The organism is Parabacteroides hominis, assembly GCF_014287585.1.
GTDB classification, from domain to species: Bacteria; Bacteroidota; Bacteroidia; order Bacteroidales; family Tannerellaceae; genus Parabacteroides; species Parabacteroides hominis.
On record NZ_JACOOJ010000056.1, the window covers coordinates 1 to 19,366 of the forward strand.

A 19,366-nucleotide genomic window follows, 5' to 3' on the forward strand; every position below is an offset into this window, starting at 1 on the left:
ATGAATCTTATTCCATCTTTTTACTGGTTCACTCTTTGTCTTCCTTTCTTTCAATTGTTTGACATATTACAAATCTATCTTTTTTATCTTATCGAAATCCTATCTGCCAAAACTAAGGTATCTTTTTAATTTTTGGTTGATAGATACTGCAAACATAGACAAAAATATTCGTTATCCATGCAGGTACCCCCAAAAAATCAATCCGATTTTGACGGGATGGTAGTGACATTTTGATAAAAGCCGAATCCGTATTCCTTCGTAAGATGATTTTGGATTGCCCGGTAATATCACACTTTTCGCAAGCAATTATCACAACACCCGCATCGCGTCCCCTCCATGCCGAAATATTCGGAAATAAACTCCTGGCGGCAACCTTGAGTCTCAAGATACTCCACTACCTTTTCGATTCGCATTTTGAAAGCAGCCAAACGGTCATCGTAAGAAGCTGTCGAAATAGAAAGGCGTTCCAGCGGAACGCGGATCATCTTAAAAGTGATCCGGGGATTCTTGCGGGGAGGGACATAGCAAAAACCGATGTTCCGAAGATAACCCAATACTTTCGCAACCTGCAAAGAATCCAATCCGGTCTTTCTTGCCAACAGATCTATACTGACAAACACGCCATCGGAAAAAAGCCCTTCATAATTCCTCAGGACAGCAACAACTATTTGGGCAGCCGGAGAATCATCTTCAAGAAAGCGGTCAAGCGTCCAACGGGGCTGGTCATACCTTAAATAAGGATGGGTATCCGGATAGGGTTCGAACCGGAGATAGTTCGACAAAGACAATATTTCAAGAGAAGCACGCAAACGCCCCTTATCGAAATGCCAATCCCGCAAAAACTGTTGTTCTTCCAAATAAACGACAGCCCCTTCCCCATCTCCTTCTGCAATCTGAAAGCGGTTACAAAGAGCCTCATATACTCGCTTGATATACTCGATTGTAGGGAAAGTTTTGGAAGGACGCCCCTTTATGTCTGTAATATCCTGCGGTCCCAACAAAGCCACGGCATAGGCCCGTTTTCCATCACGACCGGCACGCCCCGCCTCCTGGTAATAGGCTTCCATCGAATCGGGGAACTCCGTATGGATAACCAAGCGGACATCCCCTTTATCAATACCCATACCAAACGCATTAGTGGCAACCAATACACGAATATTCCCTTTCTGCCAATCAGTCTGCCGCTCTGTCTTTATGGTCGATTCCAATCCTGCATGGAAATATTCGGCCGAGATGCCTGCTGCACGTAGCTTTCCGGCATACTCTTCTACACCTTTGCGAGTACGGCTATAGATCACTGCGGAACCGGGGACGGAAGATAAAATATGACAAATCTCCATCAATTTATTATCCGTTTTACGAACCACGAAGGAAAGGTTTTTCCGCTCGAAAGAGGTCTTAAAAACCTTGTATCCCCGACGAAAATGAAGCTGTTCGCAGATATCTGCGACTACAGAAGCCGTAGCAGAAGCCGTAACGGCTATTACCGGAACACGGGGAATGGCATCACGAATATCAGCGATGAGACGATAATCCCGGCGGAAGTCATTCCCCCACTGTGAGATACAATGAGCCTCATCCACAACCAAGAAATTCACTTTTGCAGACAAAAACTTTAATTTTCCCTGAAAGAGATCAGAAGATATCCGTTCGGGGGCGATATAAAGAAACTTATAATCTCCCAAGATGCAATTATCCAGTTGTTGCAAAATCTCCCAATGCTGCATTTCCGAACTGATAAACGCCGACAAAATCCCTCGCTTTTGCAGGTTCTTCACCTGGTCCTTCATCAAAGCGACAAGCGGACTGATCACAAGGCAAATACCCGGTATCGCCAATGCCGGAACCTGGAAAGTAATAGATTTACCACCTCCCGTCGGCATAAGCGCCAATGTATCATGCCCGGACAGGATACTATCTATGACTTCCGCCTGTCCCGGTCGGAACCCGTCATAGCCCCAGTAGTGCTTCAGAACTTGTAATGGATTGTGCATATTATCGAACGTTTCTGCAAAGATAGAATAATACACGTCAACAAAGAAACGCCTGTCGTTGAAATCACATTCCCAGTTTCATCTGTTCCATATTAAATACGACTTTCACATCCGGTTTACACAAATATTTTTTCTAATACTCCTTGCTTTTCAAGATATTTTCAATAACTTGCAACAGTTTATCAACTTAAAATTGTCGAATAGTTCATTTGCATGGGATAATAATTATATTTTTAAACAAGATTACTAACTTAACAAATTCCAATATGATAATAAATAGAAGAAATAAAATTTCATTTCTATTATTATTTTTGTTTGTGAATATTTTGGCCATAGGACAAACTTATTACTACAAACAGACTAAAATTGTTATAAACAAACAGACTAACAAAGGGGACTATAGTGGGCAATTTATCACTTTTATCAGCGATAGATGTTATGATTCTGACAATAAAGGATATACTGTAGAAAATGGTGTTTTACAACTACTCAAAGAAACAGCTAATATAAAAATTTATTATGGTCCATCTTATTGGGGAAAAGCTTATTATTATGTCTCGAACGATTTCAATAGAATTAACATTAAAATCGAGGATAATGGAAAGATACTTGTATATGAAAAAAGTATTCCTAATTCAGGCACTTATACATCTTATTATACAAAAAGAACCAATAGAATCATAGCACCCATCTCTCCAACTATAGATAATCCTAAAAATGCAGTAGGTAAAATTGTAAAAGAAGTTTGTCCTGTATGTAAAGGATCTGGGAGAAGTCCTCACACACAGCCAGGAACAAATTTCACAGGTGGGCAAGTCACATCTATAGAGTATTGCGAAATATGTGGTAAATATAGTGAACGTCATACTCATGGCACATGTGAGAATTGTTTAGGGAAAGGATATGTAGAACATTATAAATCTAAATAAGAAAGGGATAGGTTATGAGAAAAATTGTATTTTTACTTTGTATATTTTTAATATCAACAATATCAAATAGTCAGACATATTATTACAAAAGTGTAGCGGCTATTGATATTAAAACAAAAGTCAAAGGTAGACCGATGCGTGCAGATATGTATATATCATTTAACGAGCAGGGATGTTGGGAATCTGATAATAAAGGATATGATATTAATGGTCATTTTTTTCAATATGCAGGAAGGAAAAATGGCATAATCATATATCAGTATATTACAAGCATTGATCCTTTTTTTGGAAAACAGTCATTAATTGAGACATGGAGCTTTTCTTCAGACTACAAAAGATTAAATATAAAAAATGAAATTATACCTAATAACATTCATGTATTTGAACGTGCAAATCCAGAAGATATAGATGTTCCAGATGAATTGTACTAAGAAACCCCAAAAAGCCCTGCTCCTTTTCAGGAGCAGAGCCTTTCACATAATATATATCAATCAAACCATCTTTAGTTCTTAAAGACCAAAGTTGCGCCGTCGCTGTCGATTGTGATCGGGCGGTCTTTGTTGATTTTTCCGCCCAACAATTCTTTGGACAGTTCGTTCAGCACGTATTTCTGGATAACACGTTTTACAGGACGGGCGCCAAACTGCGGATCGAACCCTTTGTCCGAGATAAACGCCAGAGCTGCATCTGTAAATTCCAGGGCAATACCGTTCTGAGCCAACATCTTTTTCACACTATTCAGCTGAACGGTGACGATCTTGCGGATCTCTTCTTCGTTGAGCGGCGTAAACATGATGATGTCGTCGATACGGTTCAGGAACTCCGGACGGATCGTCTTCTTCAGTAATTCCAACACCTGGATCTTCGTTTCATCCACTACCTGATCGTGTGTTTCGGGTGTCATCTTCTCGAAGTTTTCACGAATCAGGGACGAACCCATGTTACTGGTCATAATGATGATCGTATTCTTGAAGTTGACGACACGTCCCTTATTGTCGGTCAGACGGCCGTCATCCAACACCTGCAAGAGGATATTGAAAACATCCGGATGGGCCTTCTCAATCTCATCAAACAGAACGACCGAATAAGGTTTACGGCGGATAGCTTCCGTCAACTGGCCGCCTTCATCATATCCGACATATCCCGGAGGCGCACCGATCAGACGAGTCGCGCTAAACTTCTCCTGATATTCACTCATGTCGATACGGGTCATCATATTCTCGTCGTCGAACAGATATTCCGCCAACGCTTTGGCCAGTTCTGTCTTGCCGACACCCGTCGTACCGAGGAAAATAAATGAACCGATCGGTCGTTTCGGATCCTGCAACCCGGCACGGCTACGGCGCACGGCATCGGCAATAGCACTGATAGCTTCCTCCTGCCCGATCACACGCGTATGCAATTCGGATTCCAGATGGAGCAATTTTTCCTTTTCGCTCTGCATCATCTTACTGACAGGGATTCCCGTCCAACGAGATACCACATCGGCTATATCTTCGCTGTCCACCTCTTCCTTGATCATGGCGGCGGCTCCTTGCATCGTCTTCAGTTTCTCCTGGACTTCCTCAATTTCCTCTTCCTTCTGTTTGATCTTTCCGTAACGGATTTCGGCTACTTTACCGTAGTCGCCTTCACGTTCGGCCTTATCGGCTTCAAACTTCAGGTTTTCGATATCGATCTTATTCTGCTGGATCTTGTTGATCTGCTCTTTTTCACTTTGCCACTGGGCCTTCTGTTTCGTTTCTTCGTCCTTCAGGTCGGCAATTTCCTTATTGAGTTGTTCCAGTTTTCCTTTATCGTTTTCACGCTTGATCGCTTCACGTTCGATTTCCAGCTGTTTGATACGACGGGATACCTCATCGAGGGATTCCGGCACGGAGTCGATCTGCAAACGCAGGCGGGCTGCGGCCTCATCCATCAGATCGATCGCCTTATCGGGAAGGAACCGGTCGGTGATGTATCGTGTAGACAGTTGGACGGCGGCGATGATTGCATCATCTTTGATACGGACCTTATGGTGGTTCTCGTATTTTTCCTTCAAACCACGCAGGATGGAAATGGCATCCAATTCGTTCGGTTCGTCTACCATAACAATCTGGAAACGACGTTCGAGCGCCTTGTCCTTCTCAAAATATTTCTGATATTCATCCAGTGTCGTAGCACCGATCGAACGCAATTCGCCACGGGCCAAAGCTGGTTTCAGGATATTGGCGGCATCCATTGCGCCTTCGCCCTTGCCGGCACCGACCAATGTATGGATCTCATCGATAAAAAGAATGATTTCCCCATCCGATTTAGTCACTTCATTGACTACGGCTTTCAGACGTTCTTCAAATTCACCTTTATATTTGGCTCCGGCAACCAAAGCCCCCATATCCAAAGAGAAAATCTGTTTCGATTTCAAGTTCTCCGGCACGTCGCCCCGCACGATACGATGTGCAAGACCTTCGGCGATCGCCGTCTTACCGACACCCGGTTCGCCAATCAGGATCGGGTTGTTTTTCGTACGGCGGCTCAGGATCTGAAGTACACGGCGGATTTCGTCGTCTCGGCCGATCACCGGGTCCAACTTGCCGCTACGGGCACGTTCGTTCAGGTTGATTGCATATTTACCCAGCGCATCATATGTATCTTCGGCAGACTGGCTGGTTACCTTATTTCCTTTCCGCAACTCTTCAATGGCCTGGCGTAACTCGTTTTCCGTCACACCGGCATCTTTCAGAATCTGGGAAGCTGTGCTCTTTTCCGTGAACAAGGCCAAAATGATCGGCTCCAGAGAAACGTACTGGTCTCCCATTTTGGATGAATAGTCGATTGCTTTCTGCAAAACGGCATTCGCTTCACTCGACAGGTAAGGTTCTCCGCCTGATACTTTCGGCAACGAACTGATCTGTGCATCCAACACACGGTTCAGATTCTGGATATTGACACCCAGTTTCTGAAAGATGAAATTGGTCACACTTTCGCCCGTCATAATGACACCTTTCAGCAAATGTACGGCTTCGATCGCCTGCTGCCCGTTCTGAGTAGCAAGTTGCACGGCCTGCTGAACGGCTTCCTGTGCTTTAATTGTAAAATTGTTTAAATTCATATAGTTATACTCCTTTCTATTCTATTTTTATTTCTAATTTTCACATACATTCCTACAAAACAAGTACCAGAAACAATATATGCCATTTTGTCACATATTTTAAAGTTTTGCATTTAATGAGCCTGTCGAACAGTCTCATTTCACGCCGTTTTTTACATGTTTTCGGGAAAAGAACAAGGCGGCAGGGAAAAAGGTTTACTTCTGCCTTGTCGAGATGGGGCTTTTTATACTTAACTCTTGATCATCAATAAAGAATATCGTAGATATACGAAAAAATCCGATAATCATATTTTTCGATAAAACTCTTCAATAACTTCGGCAAAAGCCTCCGGTAGCCGTCTCAACACTTCGATTTTCCAGTCTTCGGATATTCCATAAAAGGCTTCTGCTATTCCTCCCGTAATGCAGGCTAACGTGTCTGAATCACCACCGAGAGAAATGGCCAAACGAATTGCAGTTTCAAAATCCGTACTTTCCAAAAAGGCGACGATCGCCTCCGGGACGGTCCCCTGACAGCTTGGGTTAAAGTGATAATCCGGCCGGATTTCGTCACAGGTAAAATTCAAATCATAGAAGAAAGTCGCTTCAATATATTCCCGGATAGCTTGCTTGCTTTTTCCTGTACGGGCCAGATAGATAGCGGCAACCACAGCTTGAGCCCCCTTGATCCCTTCCGGATGGTTATGGGAAACGGCAGCCGTCTCTTCAGCCACTTGCAACGTCTTTTCCAACGAATCGAAGATCCATCCCACTGCGCTAACCCGCATAGCCGAACCATTGCCCCAACTATTATAAGGCTGCGGATTCGTTTCACAAAGCCATTGCCCGAAACGTGCTCCATAGCCACCCATCGGACACGGGAACTCCCTGCCGTAACGGTGCATAACTTGCACCAGATTCCCTCCATGCAATAGCCAGTCGGCCACGGCGACCGTCATAATCGTATCATCCGTATAATTGCTTTTCCTGGTAAATAACGGAAAAGCCGTTGTCTTTATATTATCAAACTCATATACGGAACCGACAATATCCCCGGCTATTGCTCCTATCATATTGCTCTCTTTTTTATTTGGATATAAAAATACAAAACAGTTTCTTATATCCCAAACAGAAAATGAAGTGATTTTCCTGCCTGAAACTTTCCGGCGGCATTGCCTGCATAAATCTCTCCGTTCGTGAGAGTCAGCTTCTTCACCGGAGCTCCAGCCCTAAAATCCAGGCCTTTGAAATCGATCCAGAAAATATCGGGACTAAGCGTTGATTCGAAATAGTACACTTTATTCTTTTGATCTGCCACCGTACGCCAACGGGTTGAAGCGATATTGGGCTGTTCAGGGATAGAGATTCCTAAGGGAACCGAAACATTACGCATCACACTGAAAACACCGGCGACAGCCTGCCGGAAATTACCAGTTTGCGGCAGTGCCTGGATATAAAACGATGCACGGACAAAGCGGTCGGAGGCACGGTTTGTTCCGGGCAGCATGACCAGACCGCCAATCTGTTTCCAGTAATCATTCAAAGTCAATTGCTTGTCATAGGTTGGGGAATTGGTCATTATCTGACACTCGCGCCCCTCATGAATAATCAGATTGCCGTTGATATATTCAAAGATGGCGCTATTCCCTGTCGCGTCCGAAATTGAAAGGTGCAAAGTCGATTTGGCCCCGTTGGGTAAATCCGGGTCATCGATACGGAAAAGTTCCCGGCTCAGTTCATTCACTGCTTCGTCCACCGTCGCAAAATTGTCCAAAACATATTGTGTCCAGATGCTCAGTCCCATCACCGGACGATGATCATTCGGACGATGATAGGAAGATTCGGTCAGGAAAAGCAGGTTTGCCACCAACCCTTTTTCATTCATGCCGTCACAAACCCCGATATCATATCCTGCCGTCACAACACTTCCGTATTTGGAAGTCCACATTACCGAATTGTCCGTAATCCCTCCCCGTTTCTCCATCCCCCGCGGGAAAAGATAAATATTCGACTGCGGGTCTTCCTTCCAATCCATCGTCCTCCCGGTCACGATCATATCATCCGGCCCCAGGTAAACAGCACGTGTACAGGCATTGCCTTGCTCTGCAAAAAACATCATGCCTAAAGCTGCCACAGAAAAGGCGGCTAACTTATTTCTTCTTGTCATAACTATAATTTTAAATATGTCTAAACTATACTTATAACAGGGATATGAGAATGATAGTTTCAGTCAGCCGGAACAACTTGTAACAAGAAAAAATAAACAATAACCCCTCTTCGCGCCATTTTTCTATTTCACCGGAAATTCCTGCTCATATTATTCTTACATTTTGCCCGACTCAGGCATTTACAAGGTAACAACAGGCATCATGAAGCGGGCATCTCATCCATATACCATTTCTATTTTGTCAGTCTAAATGTAATAAATGTAACAATGTGGTAAATCTTAACTTCCGGAGAATCGAATATTCCCGGACAAAACGGAACACTTCCCGTTTACGCCAAAGGATTTTTCCACCCTTTTTCCCGTGAGGTGCGCAGTTTTTCTCCGTGAAGACGGTCGTCGTTGCCGTGAGGTCCATGATAGTCAGTAATGACGACCGTCTTCATGGCGACGAAGTCCCTCATCAGAGCGATGAAGACCGTCTTCACGGCAATAAACCGGCAAATAAATAAAAAAAGCCGTTTTTTACCCTCTAAGAAGAGACTTCCGAATAGTGTCACCATGAAGGTGTCCAAATGTAAAATAATCTTTTATTTACAATAAGGGATGGATAATATACTAATTGAAGAATGTAATATAGTGATTGACACTCTTGTTTAAGAAGCTGTTTTGAAATGAGTCAAAAATAATGCTACACAACGACCAAATTATCGAATATCAGCAGGTTAATCGGATATTATTCATAACTTTATAATTAATAATCAACTAAAGTTATGACATCTTACTCAACTAACCTTACTGATAAACAGTGGCAAGTTATCGAAAAAATAATCAATGCACAAAAAAGATCAAGAAAACATTCTCTCAGAGAGATAATGGACGCTATCCTCTACATTAATAAAACAGGCTGTCAATAAAGGATGCTTCCAAGGGAATTCAGCCCTTGGCAAACCGTTTATTATTACTTCCGCTAATGAAAATAAAGGGAGTGATCGAAGATATCATGGACACTCTTCATTCTCTTGCCCGCCAACTTGTTAGTCGGGAGGAAAGTCCCAGTATAGGTATTATCGATTCCAGTAGCGTTAAGACCTCTCATTATGCCGATCCTTCATGTAAGGGAATTGATGAAAACAAGAAGGTTAAAGGCAGGAAGGAACATATTGTGGTTGACACACTTGGACTTCCTCTTGCTGTAGCTGTCCAAGAGACCAACCTCCACGATAGCAAGGGGGCTTCAAGATACTTGCCGATAGAGATTACCAAGGACCGCTTGGGGATTGGGTGGCTGATAAATTCGGTTGGGTGGTTGAAGTCGTGCTCAGATCAGACGAGTGTCCAACCAAATTCTCTGTCTTGCCTAAAAGATGAATTGTAGAAAGATTTTTCTCTTGGCTGGAGAATTTCAGCAAGTTGACCATCGATTATGAATATCTTGTGGAGAATGCTGAATCAATGGTACAACTGGCTTTCATACAGATCATGCTTAACAAATATATTGAATGATTTCAAAACAGCTTCTAAGATTAAGTTGTTAATAATAGCTAAACAATTAAAAAATACAGAAGAAAAAATCACAGAAAAATTCTTTTATAAATAAGTATTCTTAACTTTAGACGAAAAACCTAATAAATATAATTTATAATCATTGTCATAAAAAACGACGGTTTAAGTAAGGAGGGTAAAATAGCCGTGCAGATATTGGCATTCCAGAGTTGATATAAAATTTATTAATCTTTTTATAAATAATAAGCAATATGAAAAGAATATATCTATTTGCAGGAGCTATCCTTACTGGGATGCTTTCTTTTTCTTGTCAGAATGATGAAAATTACGCAGATAAACCTTTACTGCAAAATTTATCCTATACGGAATGCGCTAAAGGACTTAAATCTGTGTTTGATAACGAATATGCCGAATGTTCATTTATCGATGCTCATACCATGCATGTCACCCTTTACAACGCAAATATAAATTGTGGCGTTACTAATATTAAGGGCATAGCTAACTTAGATGAAAATAACGTTATATCAATCACATTACAAACAACAGGCGAGTCTGCAAATTGTATCTGTGATCGAAATATAAGTTTTGACATCAACAAATTAACAACTGGGGTAGAGTATACGATTCAGATAAAAGAATTATCTATCTCGTTCAAGGTCTCGTTTAAAGAAGATATGGGGATTACAAAAGTTAATAATATCATCAATGAAAATTAGTTATGAAAACAAACATTATTTTAACCATATTATATTTGGGCTTTTGTTGTCATATAACAAATGCTCAAATAACAAAACATGAGGCTTTCAATATATTAGAAAACAAGGTTATTACCAAATCACTTGATAGTCTTGAAATATTTGTGACTAAAACATTATTGCCTAAAAACATGAGGTGACAAGTTATAACAATACAATATTGAAAAACCACTGAAGATTCGTGGATGTTTTTCATAGATGAGCAACCTTTTGAGAATTGGTCTCATCAATGTAAATATGTATTCATTAACTCCAGTGAGAATTTTAAAGTTGTAGAAGCAACAATGTTTCCTACATATCCTAAAATGGAAGATTTGGAAATGATTAATAGCCCAAGTGCTCTTTATAAAAAATCTGAGCCTCTCATACCATATGAAACATCATTATCTTTACAGGACGAGATACAACCACGCTATATTGCCAATAAATATGCAATTATAATAAGTGGAGGTGTTAATTCTAACAATAATCATGAACGCTATTGGAATGACTGTTCTTCTATTTACACAACACTCGTGAAAAAATACTACTATTCTGCTTCAAACATTTATGTCCTTATGGCAGATGGAACTGATCCAGGAGCTGATTTGAAAAAAACAGATGGAACATTTATATCTTCTCCTTTGGATCTGGACGGAAATGGTACTAATGAAAGCAAATTCACTATTTCATAATATTTAAATTTGAATACGGGCGACTTATATAATGAAAGTTGCTCGTATTCTTTTTTAATCTCATCTTTATTTAAGTAGCATCTAAATTTCATATAGTAATATTTTTATAAAACCTTCCAAACCAACTAATGCCCGAATCTTGAAGTATCGACGTTTTTGATTGCTTTCTTCTTATAACCACCGAAGCGGTAGCTGAGATGGAGAGTGAACGCGCGTGAATAGAAATCGTTGTTCATGTCCAGGTATTGCCCTTTGAAGCGGACCTTCAGATTGGGCATGCCGGAGTTAAGAATATCACTACAACGGGCGGACAGGCTTATTCTATCGTTGGCAAAATTCCATTTCAGTCCGGCTGTGAGGTTATAGATCGCTTCAATGTCAAAAGTTCCCTGGATCATTGGAGTCTGTACACTCCCCATCAGTTCGAAAGCCACGAACTTATTCACTTTAAAGGTGTTGTCCAGTGTACCGCTGAACATCCATTTCTTCCGGTTGAAAGGGATATCGAAGAAATCGTCACAACGCTGGCGAACCTGCATACCGACCAAAGTCAAACGTGAATCCAACCAACTTCCGGCTTTAAAAGGCAATATGATGTTTGCTCCCCACATCTGCATATAGTTCCAGTTCGTATTTTTATAGATCAAAGCCAACCGGTCGGTCGACTGATAGCCTGCCTGCACGAAATAATCGGAAGAGTGCATAAGGAACAGGCCGAAGATATATTTCTGCTTCCAGATATAATTGCCGTTCAGGTTATAGGTGGTCGAAGGTTTCAACCCCGGCGTTCCCCACAATTCGGTATATCCGTTCAGGTGGCTGACGGAAGACTGCATATCCCAATAGCCCGGATAGGTCTTATCCGTCGATAATGAGAGCTGAAACACGTGTTTGGGAGATTTGACATACGTCAGCGATGCTTGCGGATAGACCGCCCATTTTCGATAACTGCCGATGGTATAATATTCTCCTGTAGCAGAGACAGAAACCGACGTACCGGTCGCATAGTTTTTACTTAGGGAGACATAAAGATTGGCAGTATGTTCGCGAAGCCGGGAATCCGTATTTTCGGTCGGGATATCGCCTGTGACCTTATCATAGGTTTGGAAATCACGGTCTTTCGCAAACCGATAGGACACACCGTAACCCAAATCCCACTCTTTAGCCAAAGAACGCTTCCGGTCGGCATAAATAGAATACCGGTCTATCTTTTGACCGCCGATTATAGAGAAACTGCTTTGGCCACCATCCGCATAGTCCGCAAGCAAAGTCTGATTATTATCGGACGTATAATGCGTATAATCCCCGCCGACATCGAATCCGGATCCGGAATGATATTGCAAAGTAACGTTGTGCATACGGCTTTCGACATATTTATCGACATTGCTTGTCTGGAAATTGCCGGAGGTCAGGCTGTTACTATGTTGGTCAGGAGTAAAACTGCCCGTGTAGGCGATGTTGAGATTATCCTTATCATTCAAGTTATACTCGAATGCTGTTCTGAGATTGTGGTTCCAATATTTCCTGCGCAATTGCTCGTTCTGCCTGATATCGTATATTTCATCTTTCAATGTGTGACGGGAATAAAGATCTATATATTCCATCTTTTTTTCATTATCGGCTCCATACATGACATCAAAAGCCATCTTAGGCGTCGATAAGCGGAAATTGCCGTTCGTCCCGCCGCTATTGAAATATTGGTTTGTATAATCGGCATTGATTTCTCCCTGGAAAGAATAATCATTCGAACGTTTCAGGACGACATTGATCACAGCTCCCCTTACGTGATATTCGGGAGGCGCACTGTATATGACTTCCGCTTTTTCCACCCGATCCAACGGAGTATTGCGCAAAAGTGTCTCAAGTTGTCCGGCATCCATCGTGGTCGGTTTTCCATTCAAAATAACGGTCAGGCTTCCCGTGCCGGCCAAAGCAAGTTCGCCTTTACTCTCCTTTACACCGGGGAGCTTAGTCAGAGCCTCGTAGGCATTGTTCACCACTCCGTCGCCGGCAAGAACGGACAGATCATATCCCAATCGCCCCTCTTCCACCTTCACAAAAGGACGCTCCGCTTTTACCACGACCTCATCCAAAGCATAATCCTGCGGATCAAGTCGAATGACACCGGCATCTCTGCCCTTCCCTGTGATTTCTTTTGTCTTGTATAAGAGATGTTGCACGATCAAACGGTATTCCTCCGGCTGGCTATCCAGCACAAAAGTTCCGTCCGTATTTGAAATAGAGGCGTTTATATAAGTAGAATCTATTGCCTGCAAAACGATGGTTGCACCGTCTACCGGTTGGTTTTTATTATCCGTAACCTTTCCTGTGATATCCTGTGCCTGCAAGGAAACAGCATAGAATAATAGTAAAAAACCGATTCCGACTTTCATATAATATATAGTTTGTATTAATTTCCACTCTCCCTAAACAAGGGTTATTCATCACTCACCGGACATAATCAGCTGTCCATCATTTTCTAATACGCCGTAAACATACAAAATTAATAGAGGAGATTAAAACAATAAAAACAAAAAACCACTGTCATTTTGCTAAAAAATATAATCAAATAGATGAGTAAGAGCCCAAAGAGAAGTTCTATATTTGTACACAAATCATCTTTCTTTGTTTAACAGATTAATCTATCGCCATGAAAATACTTTGGATTTTACTAATCAGCTTGCTCTCCTTTTACGGTATGGCGGAAAGCAGCATGCATATATACGACCTGCAATGCGAATATCAAACCGCCCCTTTAGGCATCGACACGGAAACGCCGCGTTTCTGTTGGAAACTGTCCGACAATGCACAAATCCGCGGGCAAAGGCAAACTGCCTACCGGCTATTGATAGCCAGCAGCCCCGCCTTGCTCGACCAGGATAAAGGTGATATATGGGACAGCGGAACAATCTCCTCCGATCAATCCACCCTTATCGCCTATAAAGGCAAAAAGCTCGTTTCCGATCAAACTTATTATTGGAAAGTCCGGGCATTCGACAAAGACAACAAAGCGACCGGTTGGAGCCCGACCGCCAGTTTCTCAACCGGCCTGTTTTCATCCTCCGACTGGAAAAGCCTATGGATAAAGCATCCCGAAGCACCCGCCGAACAACACATCTGGTTCCGGAAAAGTTTCTCGCTGGCACAACCGGCGGAGAAAGCATTATTTCACATTGCCTCGATGGGATATCACGAACTGTACGTCAATGGAAAGAAAGCGGATGACCGTGTTTTAGCTCCCGCCCTCACACGGCTGGACAAACGGGTATTATATGTCACTTATGATATTACCCGGCTTCTGGAAAACGGTTCGAACACGATTGCGATCTGGTTCGGCCCCGGCTGGGCACGCTACAATTATTTTTCCGGCAGCATTCATCCGGCCCTGCGGGCACAGACCGATATCCGGACAAAAGACGGGAACCTTCTCTCCATTCGTACGGACAACAGTTGGAAATGCAGTACCAGCAATAGCCGGAACACCGGCAAATATCAATATTCCGATATGGGAGGCGAATGTGTTGACGGCCGGAAATACGAGACTGATTGGAACAGACCTGCTTTTGACGACAGCCAATGGCAAACGGCTGAAGAGACATCCCTGAATGTCACCCTGTCCGCCCAGATGATGGAACCAAGCCGCATCATCGAAACACTCCCGGCACAAAAGATAATCGACACGATTCCCGGAATTTATAAAGTCGATATGGGAAAAAATTTTACCGGATGGCTGGATATAAAGATGAACGGGATGGCTGCCGGCGATACCGTAGTGATCAAGGTTGCCGATGATCCGGAAACCTTGCAGGATTTCGGCCAGCGCAACCTATACATCTGCCGGGGAGAACCGGGCGAATTTTTCCGCAACCGTTTCAATTTTATCGCCGGGCGCTATATCAATATCGAAGGCTTGAAACAAAAGCCTCACACATCGGATATCAAAGGATATGTAATTGCAACCGACTTGAAACGAAATGGATATTTCAACTGCTCCGACGATTTGTTCAACCGGATATATGAAACAGATTTATGGACATATCGCATGTGCACGACCGAAGGTTACACCTCCGACTGCCCGCACCGCGAAAGGCTGGGATACGGGGAAGTCGCTTTCGCTACAGCGTGGGGGATCGCTCTTCCCAACTACCGTTCAGCCGCCTATCTGGCCAAACATGTACGCGACTGGACAGATGTACAGGAATGGACCGGCTGGATACATCATACGGCCCCGCAAATAAACGAACATTATGGCGGACCGATGTGGAGCAGTGCCGGATTGAATATCAGTTGGGAATATTACCTGACATACGGAGATAAACGGATTCTGGAAACAGTTTATAGTTCAGCCAAACAATGGCTCGAATATCTGTATCAGCACAGTGCATGGGGATTGCTCGAAGCCTATGCCGGAGGTGGTAAATTCCTGGGAGACTGGGCGGCTCCCAAACAAAGGAAGGAGTTCGGGGGGACACCGGAGTCGTTCTTCTTTAACAACTGTGTCTACGCCATGAACCTGGAAACCGTCGCACAAATCGCAGACCGGTTGGAAAAACCCGAAGAAGCAGTTCTCTACCGAAAAAGGCTGACCGCACTGAAAAAAAAGATACAGTCCCAATTTTTCGACAAAGAAACCGGCTTATATATGGAAGGGAATCAAGTACAAACAGCCTTCCCTCTGTGGAGAAAAATTACTCCTGACAGTCTCTACACAACCGTACTTTCCCATTTCGAAGAGGAATTCATCCGCAACCATCCGTACTTGGATATGGGAAGTTCCGGCCTTCCGGTCTTGCTGAAATTCCTGACCGAAGAACATACATATAACGAAACGATGGCACAGCGCCTTTCCGATACGAACGAGCCCAGCTACGGTTATTTCCTGAAACGGGGCGAAACGACCTGGCCGGAATACTGGAATGTCGATGTGCCGAGCCGCATTCATACTTGTTATACGGGAATAGCTTCCTGGTTCATCAAATGCGTAGGCGGCATCCGTCCCGATCCGGCTCATCCGGGATACAAACAGTTCATTATCAAGCCGTCACCCGTCGACTGCCTGAAATTTGCCCGGACAGAAACCGAATCTCTTTACGGCACGATCAAAAGCGAATGGATCAAAAAAGACAATCTGCTAAAATTGGATATATCGATTCCGGTCAATGCACAAGCAACCGTTTATCTTCCTTCAAAAGGGAGTACCCTGATCCGGGAAAACGGCAAGCCTTTGGCGAGTTCCGAAGGCATTACAATCTTGGAGGAAACAGGAAAAGAATGCATTGTAAAAGTCGAATCAGGGCATTATTCCTTCACGATGAAAAAAAATAACTAATTTTACCGACAGAAACCAAAGATATTCACAAGTATGCATATTATCTTATCTCCGGCCAAGACGATGGCAGGAACATCCAAAATAAAAGCTCCTGCCGGTACGACGCCCCGGTTCAACCGGGAAGCGATCGAAATTGCATTGCACATGGCTCAATATCCCGCCGAAGAATTAGGCAGGATGCTAAAGCTAAGCCCTAAGCTGATGCTGGAAAGTTACAACCGTTTTCAGAATTTCCATTCTGCGGAAGAGAAACCACTACAGGCCTTGTTGGCATATACGGGTGTCGTATTCAAGAACATCGATCCTAAAGATTTTACAGAGGAGGACTTCCGCTTTGCCCAGGATCACCTGCGTTTCGTTTCCATTTGTTATGGCCTTCTTCGCCCGTTGGATCTGATCAAACCTTACCGGATGGAATATGATGTAAAACTGCCAGAATTAGGAGAAGGGAATATGTATGCTTACTGGCGTACCCGACAAACTGAACCGCTTATTGAAGAAGTGAAAGCCGACGATAACCTGCTGGTCAACTTAGGCAGCATGGACCTGCAGCCATCATTCGACTGGAAAAAGATAGAACAATCCGTCCGTGTAATAACACCGGATTTTAAAGTCTGGAAAAACGGTAAAGCCGAAACAATCGTAATCTACGCCAAGATGGCGCGTGGACAAATGACCCGTTACATCATCAAAAACCGGATTACCGATCCGGAAGCCTTAAAAGGTTTTACCTGGGAAGGATTCCGGTACAGGGAAGACATCTCCTCCGAAAACAACTGGGTTTTCTTGCAAGACTGATAATAAACCACTGATATGCCCGTTAATAAAACATGAGAAAATCTTTTAGTCTACTATTCATAACCCTGATTGCCCTATATGGCTGGGTCGGATATCGAATGATCCACAACAAATATTTGCCTCAATGCCAACCGGAAGGAAGCCTATCCGATGTTGCCGAGGAGGTGATCGCTATTCCCTTGGAAACGAACGAATTTTGTTCATTGAAAAAGATCAAGATGATCAAACGCGACCGGGAAGACATCTTCCTCGTCAGCAACCGTCAACTATATCATTTCAACAGTTCCGGCAAGTATCTCGGACAAATAACAGCATGCCGGCCGGAAACAGGACAGCCTGTCGAACTGGCAGATTATGCGGTCGATCCCGTCCACGACCGGCTCATTGTAATCGGAACCGGGCATGAGGTATATTATTATGATTACGACGGACAACTCCTTTTCCAAAGCATTCTGCCTCAAGATGCTTCGTGGAAAACTTTCGGGCATATGGCTTACTACGACAACCATCTGTGGGCAACAATCGACTTGATCAACTCTGAAAACAAACAAGCTCCGACACTCGAACAATGGCTCTATAAATTTGATCTCGGTTTTAAAGAAGTCGGGAAACGAAAACTGGATGTAGCCGACTTAGGACGGATGGATATCAATCACAAAACGGATCCCGAAATAGCTGTCAAGGACGGGCACGTTTATGTACAGGCCCCATCCTTACAGCCGGCCCATATCTTGAACGACACGCTTTACCTCATCAGTTGTAACCAGTTGGCTATCACGGAGGACTATGCAAAGATTCTTCCTTTGCAGATCGGGGCACGCTTTCTGGTCTCAACCCACTACGATCCGACCTTGCCGGAACGTAGCTATACATTTTGTTACGACCGACAAAAGACAAAAGCCTATAACGTACAAGGGGGACTGGATGATAATTTTTACAAGACAGGCAAAGTTCCCGAACTTCAATCCATAGACCTTCAGAGCAACACCTATTGTTACTATAAAAGCGGCGAAGAACTCGCCAACTCTTTTCCTGACCGGACAAACAAAGGCAATCCAGTCTTATTTATAGTAAAAATGAAAGCCTGACTTCACTGCCAGGCTTTCATTTTCAGGAATTAGAAAATCCGTCCGCAAAGGCGTATCTTCATGACCGGATAAACAGTCAGCTTATCCATAACTTTCGAAAACGTATCGTCCGGATCGACTTCATCCAACAACTTGTCGACATTGCCATAGTCTGTATAGACATCCGGTTTGCCATGGAACTGGACTCCCAGTTCGAACATCACGCCAAGCCGTTTCTTCGGTACGGCACGACCGAACCCCAATCCCACATACGGACGGAAATTTGAAACCTTCAAGCCACCTGACACATTACCGTCTTTGTCTACCGGAATCGTATAATCGCCGATAACAACACCGGCCTTACCGGCTTCGGCAACCAATTCCTTCAATTCATCGCTATGTCCGTTTATCTTTAATAAAGTTCCCCCGCCAAAGTAAGCACCGGCAGTCAAAAAGAAGGCGCCCTTGTTAAAGGGATAATAATTCACAAGCAATTCACCGGAAACCCGCTTGATACTTCCTTCCAGATCGATTGAAGAAGGGACACTTATCCCTTGAACAGCATCCACTTCAACATCCACATCCGTACTCATGCTGAAATTTGGCATAATGGAAAAACCTCCACGCAAAGCAAAGCGGGAAGTAATAGGCGTTGCCACATTCACATCGATACCGGTAGTACCGACACCCACACCTACAGCTAAAGAATTAAACACTCCCAATTCCTTTTGGGCCATAATATCATTCGCAATGACGCCTGAAAAGGCCAACGAAATAACACAAAGCAGAGTTCTAAAAGCTTTCATAATCACCAAAAAATTGTATTTGTATTAAAATAAAGTTCAACAAAGGAAAGAAGAAATTTTGAAATAAAAACTGATATAGAATAAAAAAAGGGGCTGTCCAAAAAGTGTGACAGCCCCTTTTGCTATTGTTTATTTCGGTAAAAAGTAGTATCTTACCGTTGCAAAAAAACAAACATTATAGCAATGGCTAAGATAGTATTTAAAGAGTTAACATCCAACCAAAATGTACTTTTTCCGGTTAGTTTATCGGAAAAGATAGCTCCCAATCATCCCG

16 protein-coding genes are annotated in these 19,366 nt (G+C 43.2%); 9 read left to right on the forward strand and 7 right to left on the reverse strand.

Annotation, left to right across the window (positions count from 1 at the left end; genetic code table 11):
- Positions 1-287: 287 nt before the first annotated feature.
- A complete protein-coding gene (locus H8S65_RS19370) occupies positions 288-1,994 on the reverse strand; it encodes a RecQ family ATP-dependent DNA helicase (protein WP_186931470.1) in 1,707 nt (568 codons plus the stop codon).
- A 266-nt stretch (positions 1,995-2,260) separates the two neighbouring features.
- On the opposite strand from H8S65_RS19370, the gene H8S65_RS19375 reads away from it, so the two are divergent.
- Both H8S65_RS19375 and H8S65_RS19380 read left to right on the forward strand, forming a co-directional pair.
- Positions 2,261-2,923, forward strand: coding sequence for a hypothetical protein (locus H8S65_RS19375; protein WP_186931471.1), 663 nt, complete (start codon positions 2,261-2,263; stop codon positions 2,921-2,923).
- A 14-nt stretch (positions 2,924-2,937) separates the two neighbouring features.
- On the forward strand, positions 2,938-3,354 hold the full coding sequence (locus H8S65_RS19380; RefSeq protein WP_186931472.1) for a hypothetical protein: 417 nt from the start codon (positions 2,938-2,940) through the stop codon (positions 3,352-3,354).
- A gap of 71 nt (positions 3,355-3,425) precedes the next feature.
- Here H8S65_RS19380 and clpB read toward each other — a convergent pair whose 3' ends face one another.
- The 4 genes from clpB to H8S65_RS19400 all read right to left on the reverse strand — a co-directional run bounded on the left by clpB (position 3,426) and on the right by H8S65_RS19400 (position 8,720).
- On the reverse strand, positions 3,426-6,014 hold the full coding sequence (clpB, locus tag H8S65_RS19385; protein ID WP_186931473.1) for an ATP-dependent chaperone ClpB: 2,589 nt from the start codon (positions 6,012-6,014) through the stop codon (positions 3,426-3,428).
- 284 nt (positions 6,015-6,298) lie between these two features.
- Positions 6,299-7,066 (reverse strand): ADP-ribosylglycohydrolase family protein, encoded by a 768-nt coding sequence (locus tag H8S65_RS19390; protein ID WP_186931474.1) that lies wholly within the window; start codon positions 7,064-7,066, stop codon positions 6,299-6,301.
- 44 nt (positions 7,067-7,110) lie between these two features.
- Positions 7,111-8,160, reverse strand: coding sequence for a linear amide C-N hydrolase (locus H8S65_RS19395; protein WP_186931475.1), 1,050 nt, complete (start codon positions 8,158-8,160; stop codon positions 7,111-7,113).
- A 329-nt stretch (positions 8,161-8,489) separates the two neighbouring features.
- Entirely contained in the window at positions 8,490-8,720 is a 231-nt protein-coding gene (locus H8S65_RS19400; protein ID WP_186931476.1) for a hypothetical protein, read from the reverse strand.
- Between the two features lie 210 nt (positions 8,721-8,930).
- On the opposite strand from H8S65_RS19400, the gene H8S65_RS21170 reads away from it, so the two are divergent.
- The 4 genes from H8S65_RS21170 to H8S65_RS19415 all read left to right on the forward strand — a co-directional run bounded on the left by H8S65_RS21170 (position 8,931) and on the right by H8S65_RS19415 (position 11,092).
- Positions 8,931-9,074: a transposase gene (locus H8S65_RS21170; protein WP_255489324.1), complete on the forward strand. Its 144-nt coding sequence runs from the start codon at positions 8,931-8,933 to the stop codon at positions 9,072-9,074.
- An 86-nt stretch (positions 9,075-9,160) separates the two neighbouring features.
- Complete coding sequence (locus H8S65_RS21175) at positions 9,161-9,535, forward strand: transposase (RefSeq protein WP_255489326.1); 375 nt, start codon at positions 9,161-9,163, stop codon at positions 9,533-9,535.
- Between the two features lie 379 nt (positions 9,536-9,914).
- Positions 9,915-10,379 carry a hypothetical protein gene (locus H8S65_RS19410; RefSeq protein ID WP_186931477.1) on the forward strand — a complete coding sequence of 155 codons (465 nt, stop codon included), beginning with the start codon at positions 9,915-9,917 and terminating at the stop codon, positions 10,377-10,379.
- Positions 10,380-10,603: 224 nt separating this feature from the next.
- Positions 10,604-11,092 carry a hypothetical protein gene (locus H8S65_RS19415; protein ID WP_186931478.1) on the forward strand — a complete coding sequence of 163 codons (489 nt, stop codon included), beginning with the start codon at positions 10,604-10,606 and terminating at the stop codon, positions 11,090-11,092.
- Between the two features lie 125 nt (positions 11,093-11,217).
- On the opposite strand, the gene H8S65_RS19420 is transcribed toward H8S65_RS19415, so the two are convergent.
- The gene (locus tag H8S65_RS19420; RefSeq protein WP_186931479.1) at positions 11,218-13,485 is read right to left on the reverse strand and encodes an outer membrane beta-barrel family protein; all 2,268 of its coding nucleotides are present in this window, start codon (positions 13,483-13,485) and stop codon (positions 11,218-11,220) included.
- A 257-nt stretch (positions 13,486-13,742) separates the two neighbouring features.
- On the opposite strand from H8S65_RS19420, the gene H8S65_RS19425 reads away from it, so the two are divergent.
- The 3 genes from H8S65_RS19425 to H8S65_RS19435 are packed head-to-tail and all read left to right on the forward strand — an operon-like array spanning position 13,743 to position 18,307.
- Complete coding sequence (locus H8S65_RS19425) at positions 13,743-16,421, forward strand: family 78 glycoside hydrolase catalytic domain (protein WP_186931480.1); 2,679 nt, start codon at positions 13,743-13,745, stop codon at positions 16,419-16,421.
- 33 nt (positions 16,422-16,454) lie between these two features.
- Entirely contained in the window at positions 16,455-17,219 is a 765-nt protein-coding gene (yaaA, locus tag H8S65_RS19430; RefSeq protein WP_186931481.1) for a peroxide stress protein YaaA, read from the forward strand.
- A 32-nt stretch (positions 17,220-17,251) separates the two neighbouring features.
- Complete coding sequence (locus tag H8S65_RS19435) at positions 17,252-18,307, forward strand: DUF4934 domain-containing protein (RefSeq protein WP_186931482.1); 1,056 nt, start codon at positions 17,252-17,254, stop codon at positions 18,305-18,307.
- 29 nt (positions 18,308-18,336) lie between these two features.
- On the opposite strand, the gene H8S65_RS19440 is transcribed toward H8S65_RS19435, so the two are convergent.
- Entirely contained in the window at positions 18,337-19,092 is a 756-nt protein-coding gene (locus H8S65_RS19440; protein ID WP_186931483.1) for a hypothetical protein, read from the reverse strand.
- Positions 19,093-19,366: the final 274 nt, after the last annotated feature.

Excerpts from the sequence above, each read along its gene's own strand:
- H8S65_RS19370 (WP_186931470.1), bottom strand. The coding sequence starts at position 1,994 with ATGCACAATCCATTACAAGTTCTGAAGCACTACTGGGGCTATGACGGG.
- H8S65_RS19375 (WP_186931471.1), top strand. The coding sequence starts at position 2,261 with ATGATAATAAATAGAAGAAATAAAATTTCATTTCTATTATTATTTTTG.
- H8S65_RS19380 (WP_186931472.1), top strand. The coding sequence starts at position 2,938 with ATGAGAAAAATTGTATTTTTACTTTGTATATTTTTAATATCAACAATA.
- clpB (WP_186931473.1), bottom strand. The coding sequence starts at position 6,014 with ATGAATTTAAACAATTTTACAATTAAAGCACAGGAAGCCGTTCAGCAG.
- H8S65_RS19390 (WP_186931474.1), bottom strand. The coding sequence starts at position 7,066 with ATGATAGGAGCAATAGCCGGGGATATTGTCGGTTCCGTATATGAGTTT.
- H8S65_RS19395 (WP_186931475.1), bottom strand. The coding sequence starts at position 8,160 with ATGACAAGAAGAAATAAGTTAGCCGCCTTTTCTGTGGCAGCTTTAGGC.
- H8S65_RS19400 (WP_186931476.1), bottom strand. The coding sequence starts at position 8,720 with ATGGTGACACTATTCGGAAGTCTCTTCTTAGAGGGTAAAAAACGGCTT.
- H8S65_RS21170 (WP_255489324.1), top strand. The coding sequence starts at position 8,931 with ATGACATCTTACTCAACTAACCTTACTGATAAACAGTGGCAAGTTATC.
- H8S65_RS21175 (WP_255489326.1), top strand. The coding sequence starts at position 9,161 with ATGGACACTCTTCATTCTCTTGCCCGCCAACTTGTTAGTCGGGAGGAA.
- H8S65_RS19410 (WP_186931477.1), top strand. The coding sequence starts at position 9,915 with ATGAAAAGAATATATCTATTTGCAGGAGCTATCCTTACTGGGATGCTT.
- H8S65_RS19415 (WP_186931478.1), top strand. The coding sequence starts at position 10,604 with ATGTTTTTCATAGATGAGCAACCTTTTGAGAATTGGTCTCATCAATGT.
- H8S65_RS19420 (WP_186931479.1), bottom strand. The coding sequence starts at position 13,485 with ATGAAAGTCGGAATCGGTTTTTTACTATTATTCTATGCTGTTTCCTTG.
- H8S65_RS19425 (WP_186931480.1), top strand. The coding sequence starts at position 13,743 with ATGAAAATACTTTGGATTTTACTAATCAGCTTGCTCTCCTTTTACGGT.
- yaaA (WP_186931481.1), top strand. The coding sequence starts at position 16,455 with ATGCATATTATCTTATCTCCGGCCAAGACGATGGCAGGAACATCCAAA.
- H8S65_RS19435 (WP_186931482.1), top strand. The coding sequence starts at position 17,252 with ATGAGAAAATCTTTTAGTCTACTATTCATAACCCTGATTGCCCTATAT.
- H8S65_RS19440 (WP_186931483.1), bottom strand. The coding sequence starts at position 19,092 with ATGAAAGCTTTTAGAACTCTGCTTTGTGTTATTTCGTTGGCCTTTTCA.